Below are 24,256 nucleotides of genomic sequence, written 5' to 3' on the forward strand. Positions count from 1 at the left end.
GCCTGGCGGCAATAGCGCGGTGGTCCCACCTGACCCCATGCCGAACTCAGAAGTGAAACGCCGTAGCGCCGATGGTAGTGTGGGGTCTCCCCATGCGAGAGTAGGACACTGCCAGGCATCAAATAAAACAACAAGCCTCATGCGAAAGCATGGGGCTTTTTGTTTTGTCTGTTATCTGGCGTTCTGCTCGAGCATGGGCATCCTGAGACGAATTGTGTAGGACAAATCCGCCGGGAGCGGATTTGAACGTTGCGAAGCAACGGCCCGAAGGGGGGCGGGCAGGACGCCCGCCATAAACTGCCAGGCATCAAATAAAGCCGAAAGCCCTGAACTGACGTTCAGGGCTTTTTGCTGTGCGTAAAACGTAAAAAAGCGCAGCGACGCTGCGCTGCTTTCCCCTCCTTATCCTCCGTCAGCGAGCCAGAGAAAAGGCCCCGAAGGGCCTTTGATTAGGGTGTGTTTGCTTTTTTCACTTATTATTCGGTCAATGCGAGCTGCCCTGAGAAATGCCCAGCCCGGTTTGCGAACGAACAAACTGCGCCCGGAAGCGTTCCCGCTCTTGCTGCCCGGCCAGTGAGCTGTCGGTGATCGAGAACAGCCAGGTGCCGACAAAGGCCACGATCATCGAGAACAGCGCAGGGTATTCGTACGGGTAAATCGGTTTATCATGGCCGAGGATCTGCACCCAGATCGTCGGGCCGAGGATCATCAGAATCACCGCTGTCAGCAGGCCTAACCAGCCGCCAATCATCGCGCCGCGGGTGGTCAAACGCGACCAGTACATCGACAGGATGATGATAGGGAAGTTACAGCTGGCGGCGATGGAGAACGCCAGCCCGACCATAAAGGCGATATTCTGCTTCTCGAACAAAATCCCCAGGGCAATGGCGATCAGGCCTAATACCACGACGGTGATCTTGGAGACCTTCAGCTCATCGCGCTCGGTCGCCTTGCCGTTTTTAATCACGCTGGCGTACAGATCGTGGGACACGGCCGAGGCGCCGGCCAACGTCAGGCCCGCCACCACCGCCAGAATGGTGGCGAACGCCACCGCCGAGATAAAGCCGAGGAAGAAGTTGCCGCCAACGGCATTGGCCAGATGCACCGCCGCCATGTTGGTGCCGCCCAGCAGCGCGCCGGTGGCGTCTTTGAACGCCGGATTGGCGCTGACCAGCAAGATGGCGCCGAAGCCAATGATAAAGGTCAGAATATAGAAGTAACCGATAAAGCCGGTGGCGTAGAACACGCTCTTGCGCGCTTCCTTGGCGTCACTCACGGTGAAGAAACGCATCAGGATGTGCGGCAGACCGGCGGTGCCGAACATCAGCGCCAGGCCAAGCGACAGCGCGGAAATCGGATCGGACACCAGCCCGCCGGGGCTCATGATGGCGATGCCTTTCGGATGCACCTTCACCGCTTCGGCGAACAGGGTATTGAAGTCGAAGTTAACCGACTTCATCACCATCAGCGCCATAAAGCTGGCGCCGGCCAGTAGCAGCACCGCTTTGATGATCTGCACCCAGGTGGTGGCCAGCATGCCGCCGAACAGCACGTACAGCACCATCAGGATACCGACCAGGATCACCGCCACATGGTAGTTGAGCCCGAACAGCAGCTGGATCAGCTTGCCGGCGCCGACCATCTGCGCGATCAGATACAACGCCACCACCACCAACGAGCCGCAGGCTGAGAGGGTGCGGATCGGTTTCTGCTGCAGACGGTAAGAGGCGACATCGGCGAAGGTATAGCGGCCGAGATTGCGCAGGCGTTCCGCGATCAGGAACAGAATGATCGGCCAGCCGATGAGGAAGCCGATGGAGTAGATCAGGCCGTCATAGCCCGAGGTATAGACCAATGCGGAGATGCCGAGGAACGAGGCGGCGGACATGAAGTCGCCGGCGATCGCCAGCCCGTTTTGCAGACCGGTGATGCGTCCGCCCGCAGTGTAGTAGTCCTGACGGGAACGGGTGCGTTTGGAGGCCCAATAGGTGATGTAGAGCGTGGCGCCGACAAACAGGATAAACATCACGATAGCCTGAATGTTCAGCGGCTGACGATGCACCTCGCCGCTAATGGCGTCGGCGCAGGCCAGGCCCGGCAGCAACAGCAGCGCGGCGGCGGACAATAAGCGCTTCATTGTTTCACCTCGCGCAGAATCTCTGCGGTGAGGCGATCGAATTCGCCGTTGGCGCGAAACACATAGATCCCGGTCAAGACGAAAGAGATCACGATCAGCCCGACGCCGACCGGGATCCCGCGGGTAATGGTCGATCCGGCGGCGATCGGCGTGCCGAGCCATTGGGGATCGAAGGCGATCAACAAAATGAAGCCGACGTACAGCGCCAGCGTAATCAGCGAAAGCAGCCAGGCGAACCGGCCGCGTTTTCTCACCAGCTCTTTAAAGCGCGGGTTTTCTTCAATCCCTTGATAAATGGTGTCATTCATCAGAGTGTCTCCAGTAGGTATTGATAGAGTACGCCGCGCCAGGGCCGCTCAACGGCGTGTTATCCGAATGAGCGGCCTGAAGCGGCGTAAATTATGACGGCACTTTCATTGATTGTTTTTCTTCCAACAGCTTGTCGACTACAGCCGGATCCGCCAGCGTGGAGGTATCCCCCAGGTTGCTGGTGTCGCCGGCGGCAATTTTGCGCAGGATACGCCGCATGATCTTGCCGGAGCGCGTTTTGGGCAGCGAGTCTGTCCAGTGCAGCACGTCCGGCGTGGCGATCGGCCCTATCTCTTTGCGCACCCAGTTGCGCACTTCGGCATAGAGCTCCGGCGTCGGTTCTTCGCCGTGGTTCAGCGTGATATAGGCGTAGATCGCCTGGCCTTTGATGTTATGAGGAATGCCGACCACCGCCGCTTCGGCGATTTTCGGGTGAGATACCAGCGCGGACTCGATCTCGGCGGTGCCCAAACGGTGGCCGGAGACGTTCAGCACGTCGTCGACGCGGCCGGTGATCCAGTAGTAACCGTCCTCGTCGCGGCGGGCGCCGTCGCCGCTGAAGTACATGCCTTTGAAGGTCGAGAAGTAGGTTTGCTCGAAGCGGTCATGATCGCCGAACAGAGTGCGCGCCTGGCCCGGCCAGGAATCGACGATCACCAGGTTGCCTTCGCAGGCGCCTTCCTGCGGCGTGCCGACATTATCGACCAGCGCCGGCTGTACGCCGAAGAAAGGCCGCGTGGCGGAACCGGCCTTCAGCTCGGTGGCGCCCGGCAGCGGGGTAATCATGAAGCCGCCGGTTTCGGTTTGCCACCAGGTGTCGACGATCGGGCATTTGGCGTTGCCTATCTTGTTGTAGTACCACTCCCAGGCTTCCGGGTTGATCGGTTCGCCGACCGAGCCCATGATGCGCAGCGAATCGCGCCGGGTGCCTTCGATCGCCTTGTCGCCTTCGGCCATCAGGGCGCGAATGGCGGTCGGCGCGGTATACAGAATATTGACCTGGTGTTTGTCGATCACCTGCGACAGGCGGTTAACGCCCGGATAGTTAGGTACGCCTTCGAACATCAGCGTGGTGGCGCCGCAGGCCAGCGGGCCATACAGCAGATAGCTGTGACCGGTGACCCAGCCCACGTCGGCGGTGCACCAGTAAATGTCGCCGTCGTGATAGTCGAACACATACTTAAAGGTCATCGCGGCGTACACCAGGTAGCCGCCGGTGGTGTGCAGCACGCCTTTTGGCTTGCCGGTCGAGCCGGAGGTGTACAGGATAAACAGCGGATCTTCGGCGTTCACTTCTTCCGGCGGGCAATCGGCGGAAACGCCCTGGGTCAGCTCATGCCACCACAGATCGCGCCCTTCCTGCCAGTAACCCGGTTTGCCGGTGCGCTGGAACACCACGACGTTGGCCACGCTGACCACGCCGGGGTTTTTCAGCGCATCGTCGACGTTCTTTTTCAGCGGCACGGCGCGGCCGGCGCGCAGGCCTTCATCGGCGGTGATCACCAGTTTGGCGTTGGAGTCGATAATGCGCCCGGCGACCGCTTCCGGCGAGAAGCCGCCGAAGATCACCGAATGTACGGCGCCGATGCGCGCGCAGGCTAGCATGGCGACCGCCGCTTCCGGCACCATCGGCATATAGATAGCCACCACGTCGCCTTTTTTCACGCCGAGCTTTTTCAGCACGTTGGCGAATTGGCAGACATCATGGTGCAGCTGTTTGTAGGTCACTTTCTTGGATTGGGTCGGGTCATCGCCTTCCCAGATAATGGCGGTCTGGTCGCCGCGCTCGGCCAAATGACGGTCCAGGCAGTTGGCCGCCAGGTTCAACGTGCCGTCTTCAAACCAACGGATGCTGACGTGGCCCGGATCGAACGAGGTATTTTTGACTTTGGTATAGGGTTTGATCCAGTCCAGGATTTTGCCATGCTCACCCCAGAAAGCTTCTGGGTCTTGAACCGACTGTTGATAATACTGTTGGTATTGTGCCGGATTTATCAGGGCGCGTTCTGCAATTGCAGAAGGAATAGCGTGTTTATGCAGTTGGCTCATAGCTTTTCTCCTTGAAGTTGTTAATGATATGTCAACTGAAGGTTAAGTATAGTTTGCTACGATTCTTTGTTTCTTTTTTGCGCGGCAGATCACGCAACAAAGATATTGATTTGTAATAGTTCTGTCGCATTTGCAGTACGTATCTATCTCTTTGGCGTTTAAATCATCATAAACCCGCTTTTTTAGCCAAAAACACTTATCTAAAGAACAAAAAAGAATAAACAAAGGCGAGGGTATTTGCCTTGCGCTTAATAAGGGTGGGAGAGACCGACATTATTTCGCGCTATAAATCTTTTTTGATTATTTTTCGCGATTAATATTCTAAGTTGGTATTAACGCGATATAACGATGGACGGCATATCGTGAAATAACGTTCTATTAACGTTTAATTCCTGATGAAAACTCGGGAAATACCGTGTGGCATTCATCCTGCGGGATCGTTCGATTTTTAATCGAAATATAAAACGGCGCTGCATTTATGGGTGAAAATGTCACTCGGCTAATTCCCATTTATTTGACTTTTGAGTAACAAAATATAAACATTTGATGCGGACTAAATATGCAGAATGGACGAAAAATAACGCATTTTAATCGCGTTCAAAAAAACGCCACCGGCGCGGTTATGTGCTTCATTATATGAAAAATTATGTTTTTAATAACAAGCAATTATGCCATTTGAAATAGTTACGCGAATTTTTTGTGATTCGATTCAGCGCTCAACCCTGACAAATCAAGGCTTGCAGAGCATGCCGCCCGGATGATACAGATTTATACTGCGTCGCACCCAGGGCAGGTGAACGCTTCCACTGAATTAACATAAGCCTGTAATAAATGATTAAGTATTCTTTTCGCCGTGTTGCGACTTTGTACGGCGCAAAGAGTCTTTGAGGACTTTTTGGGTATGAAAAGTGTAAAAATTAGCCTGGCTTGGCAAATCCTGATCGCGTTGGTGCTGGGTATTATTGTTGGCGCGGTATTGCACAACCAGACCGAATCTCGTGAGTGGCTGGTGAGCAATATTCTCAGCCCGGCGGGTGATATCTTTATTCGTTTGATCAAGATGATTGTGGTGCCGATCGTTATTTCCACGCTGATCGTCGGTATTGCCGGCGTGGGGGATGCGAAAAAGCTGGGCCGCATCGGATTGAAGACCATTATTTACTTCGAAGTGATCACCACCGTCGCCATCGTGGTGGGGCTCACCTTGGCCAACGTCTTCCAACCGGGCCACGGCATCGATATGTCGACGCTGACCACGGTGGACATTTCGCAGTATGAGAAAACCACCGAACAGGTGCAAAGCGGTTCGCACAGCCTGGTGGCGACCATTCTGTCGCTGATCCCGTCGAACGTCTTCTCGTCGATGGCCAAGGGCGACATGCTGCCGATTATCTTCTTCTCGGTGCTGTTCGGTCTGGGGCTGTCGTCGTTGCCGAAAGAGACCAAAGAGCCGCTGCTGAAGGTCTTCAAGGCAGTGTCCGAGAGCATGTTCAAAGTCACCCACATGATCATGCGCTATGCGCCGATCGGGGTGTTTGGCCTGATTGCGGTCACGGTGGCGAACTTCGGTTTCGCTTCGCTGCTGCCGTTGGCCAAGCTGGTGGTGCTGGTGTACTTCGCCATCGCGTTCTTCGCCCTGGTGGTGCTGGGGGCGGTCGCTCGGCTGTGCAACCTGCGCATCTGGACGCTGATCCGCATCCTGAAAGACGAACTGATCCTGGCTTATTCCACCGCCAGTTCGGAAACGGTACTGCCGCGCATCATCGAAAAGATGGAGGCTTACGGCGCGCCCAAGTCGATCACCAGCTTCGTGGTGCCGACCGGTTACTCCTTTAATTTGGATGGTTCGACGCTGTACCAGAGCATCGCCGCCATCTTTATCGCCCAGCTGTACGGCATCGAGCTGTCGTTGGGGCAAGAGATCGTACTGGTGCTGACGCTGATGGTGACCTCGAAAGGGATCGCCGGCGTGCCGGGCGTCTCGTTCGTGGTGCTGCTGGCGACGTTGGGCAGCGTCGGCATTCCGCTGGAAGGCCTGGCGTTTATCGCCGGCGTGGACCGTATCCTGGATATGGCGCGCACCGCGCTGAACGTCGTGGGCAACGCGCTGGCGGTACTGGTTATCGCCAAGTGGGAGCACCAGTTCGATCGCAAGAAGGCGCTGGCCTACGAAACGGAGTTCCTGGCGCAGAAGGTGAAGCCGGCCAATCAAGGCTAATCACCGGCTAGCGGGATATGAAAATCGCCCCGGGCATCCGTGCCCGGGGCGTTTTGTTTTTATGCCCTTTCAGCCTGCCACTTTCTTTTCTCTGCCCCCAATGCGTCGCTTGCATCCCCGCTTAACAGAATCTAAAGTGTTACCAAATTATTGGAAATGATAATAGATGTTATTATCATTTTCATTTGATGATGTATGGAGACACACAAAGGCCGTTGAACGGCGGGGTATCACCCGTTCGGCGCTTTTATTCAGGCTTATCAAAGGTAGGTAACATGTCGGACACCGCTTTGGCCTCTGAATGGTTGCCGCTGGCGCCAGCGCAGCTTGATTTCTGGGAAGAATACACCTTGCACCCTGGGCAGACCTTATCCACCGTCGCCCATTGCACCGAACTGTGCGGCGCAATAGAGGAAGCGGCGCTCTGCCGGGCGATCGCCGCCACCCTCGCCGAGACGCAGGCGTTTGCCCTGCGCTTTGGCGAACGGCGTGGCGACCATCCTCCGCCGCTACGGCACGAGCCACAGCGCATACCGTCATTGCAACGTATCGATCTGCAAACGCATCGCGATCCCTGGCAGGCGGCGCAAAGCCTGATGCACGAGGATATCGCGCAGCACCGGGCGCTGCACCGCGAACCGTTAGCCGCCGCCTGGCTGCTGAAGCTGGGACCGGAGCGTTACCTCTGGTACGTGCGTGCGCACCATATTCTGGTCGACGGTTTCGGCATGGCGCTGATCGAACACCGCTGCGCCGCGCTATATGCGCACTACCTCGGCCAGGGGAGCGCGGGCATCCCTTTGGGTGCTTTCGCCCCCTTTCAACAGGCCGAGTTGGCCTACGTCAATTCTGAACGCTGCGAGCGCGATCGGCGCTTTTGGCAGGCCTATCTGCCGCCGTCGCAGGCGCTGCCGACGGTGCGTAAGGGTGGCGGGGAGTATGGCGTGCGACGCCTGAGCGTCAACCGTCGGTTGCCGACAGAAGTCGCGCAACGTCTGGCGCAGCAGTCGGAACGCAGTGGCATCAATTGGCCCGACTTGCTGGTAGCGCTGTCGGCGGCCTGGCTGTTTCAGGTCATGCCGCGCCACGTCCGGCAGGGCGATGCGTTGCCGATGTGGATGCCGGCGATGAATCGCCGCGGGCAAGCCGCCACCAACGTCCCTTCGTTGGCGGTTAATACCCTGCCGCTGCTGGTATCGCCGTCGCCAACGGAGACGCTGGGGAGCTTTCTGACCACCCTGACGCAGCAGCTGCGCGAGCTGCGCAGCCACGCCGGCTATCGTCTGCGCCAACTGGCCGCCGATCGCGGCGTGGATCCGGACTCGCGCTTCTTTATTTCTCCCTTCATCAACGTGCAACCCTTCGATGCGCCCCGTTTTGTCGGCTGTCGCGGCGCCCGGCGCGTATTGGCCGGCGGTTCGGGCGACGGTTTCAACCTGACGTATCGCGGCCGCACCGACGCCTGCGATCTGCAGGTGGATATCGATATTTATCTGGAACAGTTCCCGACGGAGGATGCGCTGGACTATGGCGAGGCGCTGCAAGAATTTCTGCTGCGCGCGCTGCAGCGGGAAGCCTGGGAGCAACCGCTCGCGGCCCTGACGGCATTGCCCGCCTGATAAGATGCGGGCGGGGGATGTCCCCGCCCGAGTGATGTGGCTTCAGCTGGTCAGCAACGCCGCCACTTCGCGCGCATTCTTGCATGGCAAGAGCGCACTGCTCACCAGCCGGGTGCCGAAAGCGTCATTGAGGCGCTCCGCCACCTGTTTGATATGCGGCAGTTTCAGCCCCATGGCGATAAATGCCGTCTCTTCTCCCCATTCCGGGCGCGGCGTCACGCCGATCGCCTGCCAATAGATGGTCAGGATCTCTGCGCTGCGCGCCAGAGGCGCGTTCGGCGGCGGGGCTGCGCAGGCGTTTAACGCCGGCGCGGTTTGCTGGTGGCTCAGGTCGGCGCGGATGCGATGGCGGTCGGTTTTGCCGTTGGCAGACAGCGGCAGCGCCTCGGCGTGGATAAAGCGCGTGGGAATATGGGTACAGGGCAGATAGCCGGTGGCGAAGGCGCGGATCTCGGACAGCGGCAGCGGCTTGCCGTCGCGGGTCAGATACAGGGCGCCGAGCGCCGCCTCGTTGTTTTCTCCGCTGGGATAATCCACCACCACCATATCCCGGATCGCCGGATGGCGGCGCAGCACGTCTTCGATTTCCGGCAGCGAGACGCGCACGCCGCGGATCTTCACATAGCCGTTCACCCGGGTGGCGAACATGATGTTGCCGTCCGGACGGTAATAGCCTTGATCGCCGGTGCGGAAAGCGCGCAGCGGTTGCCCGTCCGGCCCTGCAAGGGTGACGAAGTCGTGCTGCTTCAGCTCCCCCTGCTCCAGGTAGCCCAACGCCAGGTTCACCCCGGCGGTATGGATGCGGCCGACCACGCCGGCCGGGCAGTGGCTGCCGTCGTCATGGCAGATGAAATAGCGGTTGGCCGGCAGCGGGCGGCCGTAAGGCACGGTGCCGCTCTCCTGCGGGGCGATCGGGTGCCAGATGCTCCAGATGGTGGTTTCGGTCGGCCCGCCGAGTGAGAACAGAGTGAGATCCGGGCGCAAGGTGCACACGGTTTGCACCGTCGCCGGCTTGATGTAGTCGCCGCCCTGCGCCACCAAGCGCAGCGAGCGCAGGCTGTCGGCCGTCTTGCAGGTGAGTAGCATCTCCAGAATGGCGGGCACCGAGCACCACAGGCTGACCCGATGTTTTTCCACCAACTGGTTCCAACTGATGGCGTCTTTTTCCTGATGCGGCGCCGGCAGCACCAGCGTGGCGCCGGCGCACAGCGAACCGAACAGATCGAACATCGACATGTCATGGTGCGGTGGCGTCACGGAAATAAAGACGTCGTCGGCGGTGACTCTCCAGCGCTGTTGGGTTTGGTGCACGACGTTGGCGGTGGCGCGGTTGTTGAGCACCACGCACTTGGGTTTACCGGTGGTGCCGGAGGTATACAGGTAATAGCTCGCGGCCTGGCTGGCGCTGCGTTCCATCAACGCCTGTTCATCCGGCAGCGCGGGCGCGCGATCCGTCGGCGTCAACAGGGTAGCCGGCGTCACGCCGATCGGCGTCTCCAGATCGCCGCCGTGCACCACCAGCGTCGGCCGGCAGTTCTCCAGCAGATAGGCGGTGCGCTCCGGCGGCGAGTTGATGTCGATAGGCACCCAGATCACCCCCTGCAGGGCGCAGGCGAGGCTGAAGATGATCTGTTCCGGGCTGCGCGGCAAATACAGCGCCACCACGTTGCCCGGCTGTACGCCGCGGCTCTGCAGGTTGGCGATCGCCGTGGCGATCCGCTGGCCCAGCTCGCGATAGGTCAGCGTCTGCTCGCCGCAGATCAGCGCGTTGCCGCCGTTATGCGCGCCGAACAGCCGCTCGGCCAGCTGCGCCAGATAAGGATAAGGCGCGTAATTCGCTTCGCTGTCGTTGTGGCGGTAATGCGCCAGATCGATGAAATCTCGCGGGGCGATCGCCAGATCGGCGCGTTGGCAACTGTGCAGGATGCGCCGCTGCAAGGCCGCCAGCATGGCCGCTACCTGCTCGCCGTGCAGCGCCTGCTCGGCGTAATCCACGCACAGCTGCAGGTTTTTTTCGCTGTCCAGCGTCAGACGGATATCAATGGCGACCTGCGGCGTTTGGGTCAGGCCATCGTGGAAGCGCACCGGCGCCTCGGCCGGCAGCGTTTCCCAACCTAAACAGTTGGTCAGGATCACCGGCAGCGCCGGGCCGCCCTGGCTTTGGCCGAGCAACTGCCGCGCCAGATCGACGCCGGAAAACGCCAGGTGATCGAGCGCACCAAGCACGTCGTCCTGCAAGGCTTGCGCGCGCTGGATAAAGTCTTCGCCATAGCGCGAATAGCGCACCGCCACGAAGCTGGAGGCGTTGCCCAGCGCGCCGTCGGCGGCGGGGAACGCCACCGGCACCCCGACGCACAGCTCCCCGTCGGTGGTCCAGTGGGCCAGCGTATCGAGGATCAGCGCCGAGAGCAGGCTGTTGCGCAGCAGCGCATGCGGCGATCCCAGGCGGCCGAGTTGTTTGACCGTGTCGTGCGGCAGCGTCAGGGTGGCGCGGCGATAGCGTGATGCGGTGAGATTGGCGAGCGGGGCGCGCCACGGCAACGCCGACGGGGTGGTGACATCCTGCAGCTTGTCGCGCCAATAGGCGGCATCGGCCTGGCGCTGCGCCGCCGATGCCGCAGGGGGCGGCAGCGCGGCGGCGGTCGGCGTCAGAGGGCGATCGTCGAACAGGCGCGCGATCACGGTGGAGATCCCCTGGCCGTCGAGGATCAAGGCATCAAAGCTGGTAAAGATCAGCGTATCGTACGGCGATCCCGTCGGATCCTGCTGTTCGGTAAGTTGGATCACGGCGATGCGCCACAGCGGTTGGCTCGGATCGTGGCGCTGGTGGGAGTAACGCTCGCGCAGTTGTTCCGTCTGGCGCTGCGCCGCTTCGTCATCCAGCGAGCGCAGGTCGTGGCGATCCAGATGCAGCGTGATTTCCGGGCGCACGTGCTGCGTGCCGCGCTGCACATCGATGCAGGTGCGAAGCGCCGGGTAGTGCTGTACCAGCTCGGCCAGGCGCGCTTCAAGGCGCAGCACATCCCGCTGTCGGGCGCGGTATTCGCGGAAGTCGTGCATCGCCACGCCGCCGAGCGGCCATCGATCGCTGCGGCCGAGAAGATAGGCCTGCTGCAGTGCGGTTAATGGTGTCTCCATGGTGCTTCCCTATAGTCGCTAACCGATTAAAACGTGCCGGACGTCGCGCGCCCGGAAACCGATCTCAGTGCTGCGGCGCCAGCGCGGCGAGCAGCGTTTTCGCATGCCGTCCTGCCTCGGGCGATCGTTGGCAGATCAATGCCGCCAGCGCCGCCGGAGAGGGATGCGCCGCCAGATCCTGCGCCGTCAGCGCCGCCGCCAGATATTTGTTGAGCACCGCCAGCAGCGCGTTCACCCCAGCATCCGGCAGGGCCAAGCGGTGGATATCGTCGTGGTCGTGCAAGCTGGCCTCGGGAGCCACCCGTGCCAGCAGCCGGTGCAGCACCTGGCGCACCGGTGCCTGCTGCGCCAGCGCCTCGGGCGTGCATTGCGCCAGCAGCTGCGACAGTGGGCGATCGAACACCCCCGCTTGCCGCGCGGCCAGGTGCAGCAGCGCCCGGTAACAGGCCAGCAGGCGTGGCAACACGTGCTCGGGAAACGCGTCCAGCCGCACGTCCCAGTTGATCAAAATGCCGTCGTCGACGTGGGCGACCTGCGCATCCAGCGCCACCTGCGGCCCCTGAGAGATGACCCAGCCGAGAGGACCGAAGGTGTCGGCGACCCGTTCGGAAAACAGCGTCTTGCCGCGGATGCCGAAACCGGCGGTAAATACCACCGGCGAAGGCTGCAGGCTGCCGTGCAGGCGTGACAGATCGCGCATCACACTGACGCCGGGATAATCCGCATGCTCGATCAGCTCCGCCAGCTGCGCCATCAGGCGTTGGCAGAAGGCGTTCAGGTTTTCCGTCGGGTTCAATTCCACGCCGAGCAACACCAGATTAGAGAAGTCGCCGACGAGGCGATGCGCGTCTTCCCGTTCGCTCTCGCGGTGGAACAGCGGCACGTTGAGCCGGAAGCGCGTCATGTTCCAACCCTGGCCGACGGCCAGCGCGAACAGCGCCAGAAACAGCGTCGAGAGGGAGGTGTGGTGCCGCTTGGCCACGCTCTCGAGCGCGCGGCTTTCTTCTGCATTCAACTGGATGGCCAAACGATCGCTGCGGCAGCGATCCGGCGTGCGCAGCAGGCGCGGCGCCGGCGGCACCTGCGCCAGGCGAGCACGCCACCAACGCTGGCCGCGTTCGCGCCGCTGGCGCAGCGCCTCGTCGGCGTTGCGTCGTTCGAGGTGATCGAAATAGGCCGGCGGCGCGTCATGGGCAGGGGGCGGCGGGCATTGGTGATAAAACGCTGTCAGATCTTCCATCAACAGGCGAAAGCTCATGGCATCGCCGGCGATCATGTCGAGATCAACGTGCAGGCGGCTGCGTCCCGCCGGCAGCAGGCTTAGGCTGATATCGCAGGGAACGCCCTGTTCCAGCGGCAGCAGCTGGGTGCTTTTCGCCTGGCGTTTGGCGGCGAGCGCGGCCGCCAGCGTCGCTTCATCGGCGTGTCGCCAGTCGTCGAGATGCAAGGTATGCCGGGGACCGGGGGGCGCGATCGTCTGTCGGCCATCGTCGGTAATGCGCAGGCGCAGCAGCGGATGATGCAGGTACAACATCTCTACGGCCTGGCGGAGCCGAGCGGTATCCAGCTCGCCGCCGTCGAACTCCGCATACAGATGGGCGGCCATGCCGCCCAGAGGGGGAGCGGACTGTCGGCCAACCCAATAGGCGGCCTGCATCGTGGTTAACGCTTTCATCGGGTATCCATTTTGATTCAGCCAACGAGACTGCAAGAATATATCCAAATGTTAATAGGAATGAAAATTATTATTATTTGATCCATTTGGCGCACGGGTGCTATCTATAAGGTGTTTTAGCAATACTGAGCAGAGAGGCCGTTGGGTGTGAATAATTTATCTATATTATTCTTAGCATTGAAATGATTGCTTGTTATTGCAGCGCTCGTTTTTCCTGCGAAAGCATAAGGGTTTCTGGCAGTTATCTTGTCAAGCTTCACACCTTTATTGATAATGATTTGCATTAGAAAATGCAAAATATTATCATTCTTAACATTATTTTACGTTTTTATACAAGCTGCCGGCCGCTCCGCCGGCGGCTTGGCCGTGGACGGGGCCGCGCCCGTTCGGCCGCGAAAGACATGGGTTTGCCGCAGGGATAAGCAACAGCAAGGCCGGGAAGGCCACAGCGTCATGATCTGTGTGAGTGTCGATGTAGGTTGTGTAAAAAAAATCAAATTTTGTGCACCTCTGGGATGAAAGGAGAAGACATCTATGGGCAAGCATTTTGCGGCTCAACGGCATGAAAGCGTAGGAAACGGGGAAAAGACGGGGTTAAAAGCCATTGGGGCATTTTCCTCCGTATTTTTAGGGGTTTGTTCACTGGCGATCGGTAACGTCAACGCGGCGGAAACGAAGAGCAACGAAACCTACCAGGACGCGGAAACGCTGCTGGTCACCGGTGAGAAGATCAAACGGTCCATTTTCGACACTGGCTCCAGCGTGCAGGTGTTCGACAGCAACCGCATCGCCTCGATGCCCGATGCGGTGCAGATCCCCGATCTGCTGCGCATGACCCCCAACGTGGTGGATCTGGGCATCGGCAACGAACTGCCGACCGTGCGCGGCATCGACGGTTCCGGCCCGAACGTCGGCGCCAACGCTTTCCTTAGCGGCACCCGCCCGCGCCTCAATCTGTCGTTGGACGGCCGTTCGCTGACCTATAACGAACAGGCGTTCGGCCCGCAGTCGCTGTGGGATCTGGATCGTGTCGAAGTGTTCCTCGGCCCACAAAGCTACATCCAGGGGCGCAACGCCATCGCCGGCGCCATCGTCATGGCCAGTAAGGATCCGACCTTCGAGTGGGAAAGCGCCTTCAAGGGCGGGGCCGGCAACCAGCACTCGTCACAGTTGGCCGCCATGGCGTCCGGCCCGCTGGTGGAAGATCAGCTGGCGTTCCGCGTCAGCGTCGATCGCCAGCGCCGCCGCAGCGAAGTCGATATGCCGTCGTATGCACCGGTGGGCGATCCGCGTGAAGTGGAAGCCACCACCGCCCGCGCCAAGCTGTTGTTCAACCCGGCCGGCCTGCGCGATCTGACCACCAAGCTGACCTTTACTCACTTCGGCAGCAACGCGCCGCAAAACGAAAGCCTCAACCCGCAGCCGCATCCGACCAACCCGCGCTACGAGTCGCGTCGGCCGATATTCAAAAGCAACATGAACAGCACCATCTGGGATCTGGCCTGGGAGCAGTCCGATGCGCTGACGTTGGAAAACCGCGTGATCTACACCGACTTCAACATCAACCGTCCGACTGCCTACAACATGCCTTATGCCGCCGATATCCAGGGCCAAGAAGTTCACGTGGAACCGGTGGTGCGCTTCGGCGGTGCGGACAGCCGCCTGCACGGGCTGGCGGGGCTGCGTTATTTCCACGGCACGCAGGATGAGTACGTCAATATCTATGGCGGTTCGCGCTTCAAGGATAAAACCGATACCCATTCGGCGTTCGCCGAGCTGACCTATGCGCTGACGCCGCAGGTGGACGTGACCGCCGCCAGCCGTCTGGAACGCGAACACCGTCGCCGCGACGGCGGCAGCCAGGCGGTGCGCATCGATTTCGATGAAACCTACACCGTGTTCCTGCCGAAGCTGGACGTGGCCTGGAAGCCGACGGATACCCAAACCTACGGCGCCAAGATTGCACGCGGCTATAACGCCGGCGGCGGCGGGATTACTTTCGGCACGCCGGTGGTTAGCTACACCTACGGTTCCGAGTATGTCTGGAACTACGAGCTGTACACCCGCCATCACCTGAAAGACGCCAACGTGGTGCTGACGGGTAACATCTTCTACAACGATTACAAGGATATGCAGCTGCCGTACTCGCTGGGCGAGAACTCCAGCGTGATCCGCAACGCCGACAAGGTGGAAACCTACGGCGCGGAAATCGGCGCCACCTGGCAGCCGCGCTGGGATTTCGAACTGTTCGGCAACCTCGGCCTGTTGAAAACCGACATCAAGAAGTTCTCGGGCAGCGGCGTGGAAGGGCATGAGCTGGCGCGCGCGCCGGCTTACACCGCCAACATGGGCGCCAAATATCAGTTCCTGAAAGGGTGGGAGCTGAGCAGCAACGTGGCGTTTACCGACTCCTACTATTCGCAATACGACAACGACTCGCGCGGGCGCATCGGCTCCTATTGGACGGCCAATGCCCAGCTGGCTTACACCTTCGACTACGGTCGCGCCACGCTGTATGCGAAAAACCTGTTTGATTCCGACCGCCGCGAGATGGTCAGAAGCAATGACATTTACACGGCGACGCTCCAGCGAGGCCGTCTGGTCGGCGCAGCGGTTGAGCTGACTTTCTAACGCTATCGCGGTGACGGGGGACGAATGTCCCCCGTTTTATGCGCTATCCCGGCACGGCCGGGCAAAGGAGATAACGCAGTGATCGGTGATTTTGACAGCATTCTGAGCGATGAAGAGGCCCAGCGGCTGGAGAGCGCGTTTCAGGCGCTGGGCGCGGGGGCGGCGAACGGCGAGCGGCCGGTAAGCGAAGCCGAAGAACGGGCATGGTTTGCCCATCTGCAGCAGGGTGACGCACGCGGGCAGCGGGCGCTGGCCTGGCGCCTGACGGGAGAGGTGGATATCGCCCAACTGACGGCGGCGCTGCAGGCGCTGGTGCGGGAAACGCCGGGCGTGAACGTGCATTACGTTTTTGATGACGAAAACGGTCTGATTAAACGCGCCGCCGATTCGGCGCCGTTGCCGGTGAGCCTGCGTCAGGTGGCGGATGAACAACACGCCATGGATTGCCTGCTGCAGGCGCAGGCGGCGCCGTTTGAACTGGAAGGCGAAGCGCCGCTGCGCTTCTTGCTGTTGCTCACGCCGGGCGGTGACGTGATGTTGGGCGCAGTATTGCATGACATCCTGGCGGAAGCGCTGCCGTGGCGCCACCTGCCGGCGATGCTGTCCGCCCGCTATAACGGAGATGCGATGCCTCTGCCTTTCGCGGCGGAGCCGGTCGAGTCGCCGGAAAGCCCGGGGCCGCAGCTGCCTTGGGCGCGCCAGGCGGTCTCGCTGCAGGATTACCGCAGCCCGGCGCAGCGTGCTGAAGCCTTGCCGCCGGTGGGTGGGCGCGTGGTCACGCGCATTGCGCGCTCGCTGTTGCCCGCCAACGACACGCCGCAGGCCTTGCTGGCGGCGGTGGCGGCGCGTTTTGCCGAGTTCATCGCCGCGCAGGCCGGCGGGCAAGCGGTGCAGCTGTGCGTGCCGGCGGCAGAAACGACGGCGTTCGTCGGCCTGGAGTTGGGCCTGACGGCAGCGCCGCTGATGCGTCTGACCGTGCAGCATGGCGAGGACGACGTCGGGCAGCGGCTGCTGGCGCAGGCCGTGGCTGAACAGCCGGACCCGCAGCGGGCGCAGCTGCTGGTGGCCTGGCGCGACGATCTGGCTGCAGAGTGGCGGTTGGAAGGCGTTCACGCCGAACGCCTGTTGCTGCCGCCGCTGCATACGCCGTTTGAACTGGCGCTGCTGCTGGGCTTGCCGGAAGCGGAGGCGCTGACGCTGGAGCTGGTTACCGATCCGCGTTTGTCCCCACATGCCGCGCCTTTCCTGCTGGAGCAGTTCAGCGCCTTCCTGGCCGGGCAGCAAATTGCCGTCGCATTGCCGGTGGCTGAGGCCGCTTCCCCGGCGATTACCGCGCCCGCGGCGAACGGCGATGCGGACGAAAGCGTTGCGCCGCTGATTTTGCAGGAGTTCCGCGAGGCGCTGGTGGCGCCGGAAATGAGCCTGGATGAAGACTTCTTCGATCGCGGCGGTCATTCGCTGGTCGCCACCCGGGTGATCGGCCGCTTGCTGAGCCTGCATCAGTTAGAGATCAACATTAACGACCTGTTCAGCCATCCGACGGCGCGTGGGCTGGCGGGGTATGCCAAACGCCTTAACGTCGCGCAGCCGAATGCCGCGGTGGTGACCGCCGACGATCATGATCGGGCGCAGGCGCCGCTGTCGTTGGCGCAGGAATCGTTGTGGAAGGTGTATGAAGCCTTTGGTCATGACGAGATCTTCAATCTGCCGTTCTCTCTGCGTTTCTTCGATGAGGTGGATGAAACGGCGCTGCGTCAGGCGTTTATCGACGTCATGACTCGCCATACCGTGCTGCGTTCACGCTTCGTCGAGCAGCAGGGGGAGGTGGTGCAGGTGGTGGTACCGGCTGCCGAACTGTCGGATTACCAATGGTTCCGCTTCTCTCAGGAAACGCCGGCGGGCAACGCCGCCGCCCTGTTGGCCGACGCCGGCCAGCACCGGTTCGATCTGGCCGCCGAGCTGCCGCTGCGCGTCACGCTGCTGCGCGATGCGGGCAACGGCCAGCAGCTGCTGTCGCTGCTGTTCCACCATGTGGTGCTGGATGAATGGTCGCTCAACCTGATGATGGACGAGCTGGGCGTCGCCTACCGCCATCGCGTCGTCGGCCAGGCGCCGCAGTGGAGCGGGCAACCGCCGCAGTTCCACACCTTCGCCCGGCAGCAGCGGGCCTCGGGGGTGCAGCAGCAACATCTGGATTACTGGCTCGACGCGCTGCGCGGCGCGCCGGTCGGCCAGCCGATCTTCCGGCAAGAACCGTCCACCCATCCGGCGGTGCCGGCGCCGGCGGATGTCAACGGCGGCTGGCTGGAGTTTGAGGTCGATCCCGCCGTGGCGGAAGGCCTGTATCAGCTCGCTCGCCGCAACAACGCTTCGCTGTTCAACGTAGTGTATGCCGGGATCACCTCGGCGCTGCGCCTGCTGGGCGGCCCGGCGGATCTGCTGGTGGGCACCTCGACCTCCGGCCGTAACGACGCCGAGTTCTTCGATACCGTCGGCTACTTCACCACCGTGGTGGTGCACCGCGTGCGCTTTGACGAAGGGCTGACGGTCGCCGGGTTGGTCAGTCAGGTGAAAAACACCATCAATGGCTCGCTGCCGTACACCGACATTCCGATCGACCTGGTGGAAGAAGGGCTGTTCGGCGTGGACGCCGACCGCAAAAACCACATGTTCGAAGTGTTCATCCAGATCCACAGCCGCATCAAGCTGAACGGCGAGTTCCGGCTGCAGGACGGCAGTGCGATCGCCTACCGTCAGGTGGAGCCGGAAAAAGCCGAATCGCTGCTCGGCCTGCAGTTTGAGGTGATGGAAGACGATCTGGCCGGGAAGAAATCCCTGCGGGTGATGATGACCTATCGCCAGGATCACTACAGCAGGGAGCAGGCCACTCTGATCGCCGATGGCGTTCAGCACGTCTTTACCCAGTTTGCGCAGCACATCGCTGGCGATATCGCTCTGGCGGCGCTGCCGCCTGGGCCGCAGGCATGACGTTGTTTCACTCTAACCGAAAGCATGATTTTCAAGGAGATAAAAGGATGTCTGGAACCCTAGCAACCCCGCGCGCGTTACTGTCGCTGCTGGTGGCGGCCTCTCTGGTGGTCGCCGGCGCCGCGCAGGCGGACGATGCCGGCATCAAACCGCAGGACATCAAGCGCCAGACGCTGTCGTCGGCGGTGGTGGAGATGGCCTACAGCACCTCGCAGCAGGCGCTGTTCGTCAGCGCGCCGGACTGGAAGGAAGAGGCGCGCTCTCGCGTGCTGCGGCTGGATCCCAACACCCTGGCGATCAAGGCGGAGATCCCGCTGAAGGTGAAAGGCTTCGGCGTGGCGCTGAACGATGCGGGCAATCGCCTGTACCTGACGCAGGCCTTCAACGGCGAAGTCGGGGTGGTAGACACCACCACCAACCATGCGCTCGGCAGCATCAAGCTGCTGGACAAAGCGGTGCTGGAGCAGGCCTACAAACAGGCGGGCATCAGCGGCAAGCGCCTGGATTTCCTGCTGGCGGAGCTGAAGAAGTTCAAGATCACTGAGGACTACCTGTACCGCCTCCGCGAGCTCAAGTATGACGCGCAAAGCGGCCGCCTGTTCCTGCCGGGGCTGGGCTTCGGCGTCGACAGCGTGCTGTACGTGGTCGATACCAAGGCCGGCAAGCTGGAGAAAGTGATCCCGGGCTTCGGTTACAACGCGGTGGGCATCACGCTGGATGAGAAGGGCCGCAGGGTGTTCGTCTCCAACATGCAGGGGCAGGTGATCACCCTGAACGCCGACACGCTGGCGATCGCCGCCACGCACGAGGTGCAGGCCGATCAGTTGCTGAACCTGGTGTATGACCCGGCGAGCAACCGCCTGTTGGGCGTCGATCAGGGCATCGACCGCGACGACTACCGCAACCATCATCTGGGGCGCGACTACGTGAAGCGCAGCAGCGGCCACCGAGTGTTCGCGCTGGATGCGGACAGCGGCAAGGTGCTGGCCAGCGAACTGACGGATGAAGTGCCGATCGGTCTGCTGCTCGACGAGCGCAGCCAGCGGCTGTATGTCGCCAACCGCAAGGGCGTGCGCGTGGATCACGGCGCCGGGACGCTGACGGTGTTCGACGCCAAGACCCTCAAGCGTCTGCAAACCGTGGACCTGCCGCCGCACCCTAACAGCCTGGCGTTGGATCCGAAAGGCGATGCGCTGTTCGTAACGGTGAAAAACGACGGCGCTGCCACCAAGGCCGGCAAAGCCGAAAGCGTGGTGCGCATTCAGCTACACACCAAATAACTGAATGGAAAGATAAAAAAAGGGGTGCTGAGCACCCCTTTGTCGTTGGTTCATGTCATCAGAAGTGGGTGTTGATGCTCATGTAGTAGGTGCGGCCCGGTTCGTTGTAGGTGGCCGCGCCCGCACCGGCGATGTTGATCGCGCCAGTGTTCGGGTCGCCGACGTTCTGCGCGTTGCCGGCGCGGAACTGTCGCTTGTCGAACAGGTTGTCGATGCCGGCGGTGAGGCTGACGTTTTTGGTCAGATCATAGGTCGCGCTGGCGCCGACGACGGCGTAAGGGCTAACCTCGCGGGTTTCGCCGCCGGTGGCCGGTTTACCCTGGTAGTTGTACTTCTTCGGCTTCTGCCGGCCGTACCAGGTCAGGGTGGACTGCATCGACAGATCCTGCGTGGCCTGCCAGCTGAGGGTCGAGTTGACGGTGAACTTCGGGATCACCGACAGGTAATCGCCGGTGGTCTTGTTCTTGTTCTCGATCATGTAGGTGGCGTTGTTGCTCCAGGTGACGGTCTCGCTGACCGGCACGTTCAACGAGCCTTCCAGCCCTTGCACCACCGCCTTAGGCACGTTTTCCCACTGATAGACCGCCGTGCCGGTGCTGCTGGTGGCGATGCGGGAGTTACCCGCTTCAATCTTGTTGTGGTAATCGTTGCGGAAGTAGGTCACGCCGGCCAACCAGCCGTCGTTATGGAACTCCAACCCGATCTCTTTGTTGACGCTGGTTTCCGCCTTCAGATCGTCGTTGCCGAGCAGGTAGCAGCCGTTTCTGGTATCGCTACCGGCGCATCCCTGGCCTTTGCTGTACAGCAGATAGTTGCCGTTGGTCTGGAACAGGGTCGGCGCCTTGTAGGAACGGGCGATGCCCATCTTCAGCGTGAAGTAGTCGCCCAGTTCCTGCGACAGGTTCAGCGCCGGGCTCCAGTTGTTGCCGGATTCGGAGTGCAGATCGTAACGCAGCCCCGGCGTCAGCATGGTGGTGTCGGTCAGCTCGATATTGTCTTCGGCGAACAGCGAGAAAATATGCGCGGAAGCGTAAGGGCTGCGCGTACCGGTCGTCATGCCGGGAATGGTGCCGCCCATCAGCGTTTGGCTGGTGGAGGTGCCGTCCTTCATGCGTTGTTGGCTCCACTCGGTACCCAGCGTAGCGGTTTGCGCGACGCCCAGCTCGAACGGCACGCTGACTTCGCTGTGCGCCAGGAAGTCATCCAGCTTGGTAGTGCCGAAACCAGTGTTCTTGGTATCGAAGATGCCTTCGGTACCGCCGGCCAAGCCTTCGTTCAGGCGGGTATTGCGGGTGCGTTCGAACTGCACGTAGTTGTTGGTGCTCACGCCGTTGTCCCAGGCGCCGCGGTGGGTCAGGCCGAAGGTTTCACGGTAGATGCGGTTGGTCTCTTTGCCGTAGTTGCTCTGCACCAGGGCGTTGGTGTTGGTGTTCTGAGTATCGCCGGCGTACAGGTTGCCCTGGCGGCCATAGGCGTATTCGAACTCCAGCGACTGCAGATGAGCGAAATCCCAGTGCAGCAGGGCGTCGATGTTTTTATCGACCACCCCTTCGCGGCCAGCGGGCACGCTGTTGGCGTAGGCGCCGACGCGTTCGGATTTGTGCGATTCGTTAATGTCCCAGGCATCGGCCTGCGTTTTGCTGTAGCCGCCGAACAGGCGGAAGCTCAGGGAATCGCTCAGCGGCCCGGACAGGCTGAAGTCGGTGCGCTTGGTGGCGCCTTCCTGCTTGTGCTGCGGCACGTCGAAGTAGCCGTTCAGCGAGCCGTGCAGCGCATCGCCGGCCTTCTTGGTGATGATGTTGACCACGCCGCCCGCGGCGCCGTTGCCATAGCGCGCCGCAGCCGGGCCGCGCAGCACTTCGATGCGTTCGATCATTTCCGGCGGCACCCAGGCGGTATCGCCGCGTGAGTCGCGTTCGCCGCGCCAGCCCTGACGTACCGAGTTGCGGCTGGAGGCCGGTTTGCCGTCGATCAGAATCAGGGTGTTTTCCGGGCCCATGCCGCGGATATCGATCTGGCGGTTGTTGCCGCGCTGGCCGCTGGTGGAGTTGCCGGTCAGGTTAACCCCGGGCATGGTGCGGATCAGCTCGCTGATGTCGCGCGCCGGCGGACGTTTCTTGATCTCGTCGGCGGTGATAGTGGATACCCCCGGCGCCTGCAGGTTCTGCCGGGCGGCGGTCACGACGATGGTGTCTTCGCCGCGCGGCTTTTTATCCGCTGCGCCGCTGTTTTCTTCCGTGGTGGGGGTGTCGGTCTGCTGCGCGGCGTTGGCGAACGCGGACGCGCCCAATCCCAAGCCGATAAGAGTGGCCAAAGAATAACGTGATAGCTTGCTTTTCATTTGAGTGTCCTACCTTGCTGCCCTCCCTCGCCGAATGGGGGAAAGGCGGTTGTAGTTTTTGTGTAGTCGGAATAGAAAATCGGCTGCGGCAAGGGATGCCATTGATGTATCCCCGCTCCCTGTCCGTTGCGCGCAATACCAGCACGATCTCCAAGCCTTACACACTATTGCAAATGCAAATTATTATCAATAGTATTTGGCCTACAGTGTGTTCGGGCGGTGGCCGGCGATAGGGAAAAGTCGACGTTCCCGGTGCCGCCAACTACAAAATGGGTAGGCGTTGTGAATACAGAACTAGAGTCAGAAAGCAGCAGATTATTGGCCAGCAGTAATGCGGGCAGTCCAGGGTGGTGGTTGACGGTGGCACGACGCGGTACGCCATGGGTAGAACCGGCGGGTAACGGCCGGTGGCGAACCACCTTTTTCTGGCGCGATCCGCAGGGATGCGAATTGACTTCCGCCTACCGCCGGGTGTGGATCAACATCAACTGCCTGACCGACCACCATCAGCCGAATCCGCCGCAAAGCCTGCTGCGTTTGGCCGGTACCGACGTATGGTACTGGCAGACCGAGCTGAACGGCGCCTGGCGCGGCAGCTACTGCTTTATTCCTTGTTTTGACGAGCGGCCGCCGGCGTTCAGCGACGACGACGCGCACGCCAACATGCACAACCTGCGTCACTGGTGGCACCAGGTGTTCGCCTGCGCCACTCCCGATCTGCTCAACCCCTATCGCTCCTGGCAAAGCGCCAGCGGCCACAGCGTTTCCGGTCTGCACATGCCGGATGCGCCGCCGCAGCCGGTGTGGCGCTCGTTCGATGAGTATGAGATCGCCAGCGGGCGCTGCACGCCGCCGCTGCCGGCGCGTTTGCAGCGCCATACCTGGCAGAGCGAGCGTCTGGGCAACAGCCGCGATGTCTGGATCTACACCACCGGCGACAGCAAGCCGGCCGAACGCCCGCTCGCGATCCTGCTCGACGGCCAGTTCTGGGCGAAGCAAATGCCGGTCTGGGCGCCGTTGATGCAACTGACCCGCGAGGGGGCGTTGCCGGAAGCGGTGTATGTGCTGATCGACATTATCGATCTGCCGCACCGGGCGCGTGAGCTGACCTGCAAGGACGATTTCTGGCTGGCGGTGCAGGAAGAACTGATGCCGCAACTGGCCGAATGGGCGCCGCACAGCGACAATCCGGCCGAGACGGTGGTGGCGGGGCAAAGCTTTGGTGGCCTGGCCTCTCTGTACGCCGGGCTGCGCTGGCCGCAGCGTTTCGGCGCGGTGATCACCCAGTCCGGCTCCTATTGGTGGCCGCGGCGCGACATGCTGCAGCTGCCGAGCATTCCCGACGACGCCTGCTGGCTGATGCAACAGGTCGAACGCCACGGCCTGGGCAACCACGGCGCGCTGAAGGTATTTATGGAAGCCGGTACGCAGGAAAAGCTGGTGCATCAGGTCAGCGGGCAAATGGCGGCGCGCCTGAGCGAAGCCGGCCATCGGGTGCACTACCGGGTGGTGGAAGGCGGGCACGACGCGCTGTGCTGGCGCAGCGGCCTGACCGACGGGCTGCAGGCGGTGTGGGCTTCCGCTTTCGCCACCGCTTATCCGGCATCGGTAACGACGGCGGCACAAGGAACGCAGGATGGAAAGCCTGAATCCGTTCGATGATCAACAGCAGCGCAGCCTGGTGCTGCGCAACGTACAACAACAATACAGTTTGTGGCCGGATTTCCGCGCCATTCCACCCGATTGGACGATCGTATTTGGCCCGGCGGCGCGCACCGAGTGCGCCGAGTGGCTGGAACAGCATTGGCAAGATATTCTGCCGGTCGCAGCACGCAAGGCGTGACCGGCGCCTGGTAATCACGGGAGCAATA

At 61.3% G+C, this 24,256-nt stretch carries 13 protein-coding genes and 1 rRNA gene; 8 read left to right on the top strand and 6 right to left on the bottom strand.

Translation table 11 applies throughout. The features are described 5' to 3' along the window. Nucleotide 1: 1 nt before the first annotated feature. A 5S ribosomal RNA gene (rrf, locus tag J9788_RS14315) occupies nt 2-117 on the top strand. A gap of 367 nt (nt 118-484) precedes the next feature. Here rrf and actP read toward each other — a convergent pair. The 3 genes from actP to acs form a co-directional block, all read right to left on the bottom strand. Continuing rightward, entirely contained in the window at nt 485-2,137 is a 1,653-nt protein-coding gene (gene actP / locus J9788_RS14320) for a cation/acetate symporter ActP (RefSeq protein WP_182265136.1), read from the bottom strand. Next, nucleotides 2,134-2,445 carry a DUF485 domain-containing protein gene (locus J9788_RS14325; protein WP_004930047.1) on the bottom strand — a complete coding sequence of 104 codons (312 nt, stop codon included), beginning with the start codon at nt 2,443-2,445 and terminating at the stop codon, nt 2,134-2,136. The genes actP and J9788_RS14325 overlap by 4 nt, the downstream gene beginning before the upstream one ends. A 91-nt stretch (nt 2,446-2,536) precedes the next feature. Beyond that, a complete protein-coding gene (gene acs, locus J9788_RS14330) occupies nt 2,537-4,495 on the bottom strand; it encodes an acetate--CoA ligase (RefSeq protein WP_033652607.1) in 1,959 nt (652 codons plus the stop codon). 901 nt (nt 4,496-5,396) lie between these two features. Here acs and gltP point away from each other — a divergent pair. After that, on the top strand, nt 5,397-6,713 hold the full coding sequence (gltP, locus tag J9788_RS14335; RefSeq protein ID WP_004930041.1) for a glutamate/aspartate:proton symporter GltP: 1,317 nt from the start codon (nt 5,397-5,399) through the stop codon (nt 6,711-6,713). 275 nt (nt 6,714-6,988) lie between these two features. Then, nucleotides 6,989-8,332, top strand: coding sequence for a condensation domain-containing protein (locus J9788_RS14340; RefSeq protein ID WP_046897881.1), 1,344 nt, complete (start codon nt 6,989-6,991; stop codon nt 8,330-8,332). Nucleotides 8,333-8,374: 42 nt separating this feature from the next. On the opposite strand, the gene J9788_RS14345 is transcribed toward J9788_RS14340, so the two are convergent. Next, the gene (locus J9788_RS14345) at nt 8,375-11,470 is read right to left on the bottom strand and encodes an amino acid adenylation domain-containing protein (protein WP_182265137.1); all 3,096 of its coding nucleotides are present in this window, start codon (nt 11,468-11,470) and stop codon (nt 8,375-8,377) included. 64 nt (nt 11,471-11,534) lie between these two features. Continuing rightward, entirely contained in the window at nt 11,535-13,145 is a 1,611-nt protein-coding gene (locus J9788_RS14350) for a condensation domain-containing protein (protein WP_182265138.1), read from the bottom strand. Between the two features lie 534 nt (nt 13,146-13,679). On the opposite strand from J9788_RS14350, the gene J9788_RS14355 reads away from it, so the two are divergent. The 3 genes from J9788_RS14355 (at nt 13,680) to J9788_RS14365 (ending at nt 20,044) form a co-directional block, all read left to right on the top strand. Continuing rightward, on the top strand, nt 13,680-15,776 hold the full coding sequence (locus J9788_RS14355) for a TonB-dependent receptor (RefSeq protein WP_046897884.1): 2,097 nt from the start codon (nt 13,680-13,682) through the stop codon (nt 15,774-15,776). Between the two features lie 78 nt (nt 15,777-15,854). Beyond that, nucleotides 15,855-18,764, top strand: coding sequence for a condensation domain-containing protein (locus J9788_RS14360; RefSeq protein ID WP_182265139.1), 2,910 nt, complete (start codon nt 15,855-15,857; stop codon nt 18,762-18,764). A gap of 47 nt (nt 18,765-18,811) precedes the next feature. Next, on the top strand, nt 18,812-20,044 hold the full coding sequence (locus J9788_RS14365; protein ID WP_046897886.1) for a YncE family protein: 1,233 nt from the start codon (nt 18,812-18,814) through the stop codon (nt 20,042-20,044). A 58-nt stretch (nt 20,045-20,102) separates the two neighbouring features. Here J9788_RS14365 and J9788_RS14370 read toward each other — a convergent pair whose 3' ends face one another. Then, a complete protein-coding gene (locus J9788_RS14370) occupies nt 20,103-22,385 on the bottom strand; it encodes a TonB-dependent siderophore receptor (RefSeq protein ID WP_182265140.1) in 2,283 nt (760 codons plus the stop codon). Nucleotides 22,386-22,667: 282 nt separating this feature from the next. Between J9788_RS14370 and fes the strand changes: the two genes are divergently transcribed. Beyond that, on the top strand, nt 22,668-24,047 hold the full coding sequence (gene fes / locus J9788_RS14375; RefSeq protein WP_080273360.1) for an enterochelin esterase: 1,380 nt from the start codon (nt 22,668-22,670) through the stop codon (nt 24,045-24,047). After that, on the top strand, nt 24,022-24,228 hold the full coding sequence (locus J9788_RS14380) for an MbtH family protein (RefSeq protein ID WP_033644173.1): 207 nt from the start codon (nt 24,022-24,024) through the stop codon (nt 24,226-24,228). Before fes ends, J9788_RS14380 begins: the two co-directional genes overlap by 26 nt. Nucleotides 24,229-24,256: the final 28 nt, after the last annotated feature.

This window comes from Serratia sp. X10 (assembly GCF_017811775.1).
GTDB lineage: Bacteria > Pseudomonadota > Gammaproteobacteria > Enterobacterales > Enterobacteriaceae > Serratia > Serratia ureilytica.

Excerpts from the sequence above, each read along its gene's own strand:
- actP (WP_182265136.1), bottom strand. The coding sequence starts at position 2,137 with ATGAAGCGCTTATTGTCCGCCGCCGCGCTGCTGTTGCTGCCGGGCCTG.
- J9788_RS14325 (WP_004930047.1), bottom strand. The coding sequence starts at position 2,445 with ATGAATGACACCATTTATCAAGGGATTGAAGAAAACCCGCGCTTTAAA.
- acs (WP_033652607.1), bottom strand. The coding sequence starts at position 4,495 with ATGAGCCAACTGCATAAACACGCTATTCCTTCTGCAATTGCAGAACGC.
- gltP (WP_004930041.1), top strand. The coding sequence starts at position 5,397 with ATGAAAAGTGTAAAAATTAGCCTGGCTTGGCAAATCCTGATCGCGTTG.
- J9788_RS14340 (WP_046897881.1), top strand. The coding sequence starts at position 6,989 with ATGTCGGACACCGCTTTGGCCTCTGAATGGTTGCCGCTGGCGCCAGCG.
- J9788_RS14345 (WP_182265137.1), bottom strand. The coding sequence starts at position 11,470 with ATGGAGACACCATTAACCGCACTGCAGCAGGCCTATCTTCTCGGCCGC.
- J9788_RS14350 (WP_182265138.1), bottom strand. The coding sequence starts at position 13,145 with ATGAAAGCGTTAACCACGATGCAGGCCGCCTATTGGGTTGGCCGACAG.
- J9788_RS14355 (WP_046897884.1), top strand. The coding sequence starts at position 13,680 with ATGGGCAAGCATTTTGCGGCTCAACGGCATGAAAGCGTAGGAAACGGG.
- J9788_RS14365 (WP_046897886.1), top strand. The coding sequence starts at position 18,812 with ATGTCTGGAACCCTAGCAACCCCGCGCGCGTTACTGTCGCTGCTGGTG.
- J9788_RS14370 (WP_182265140.1), bottom strand. The coding sequence starts at position 22,385 with ATGAAAAGCAAGCTATCACGTTATTCTTTGGCCACTCTTATCGGCTTG.
- J9788_RS14380 (WP_033644173.1), top strand. The coding sequence starts at position 24,022 with ATGGAAAGCCTGAATCCGTTCGATGATCAACAGCAGCGCAGCCTGGTG.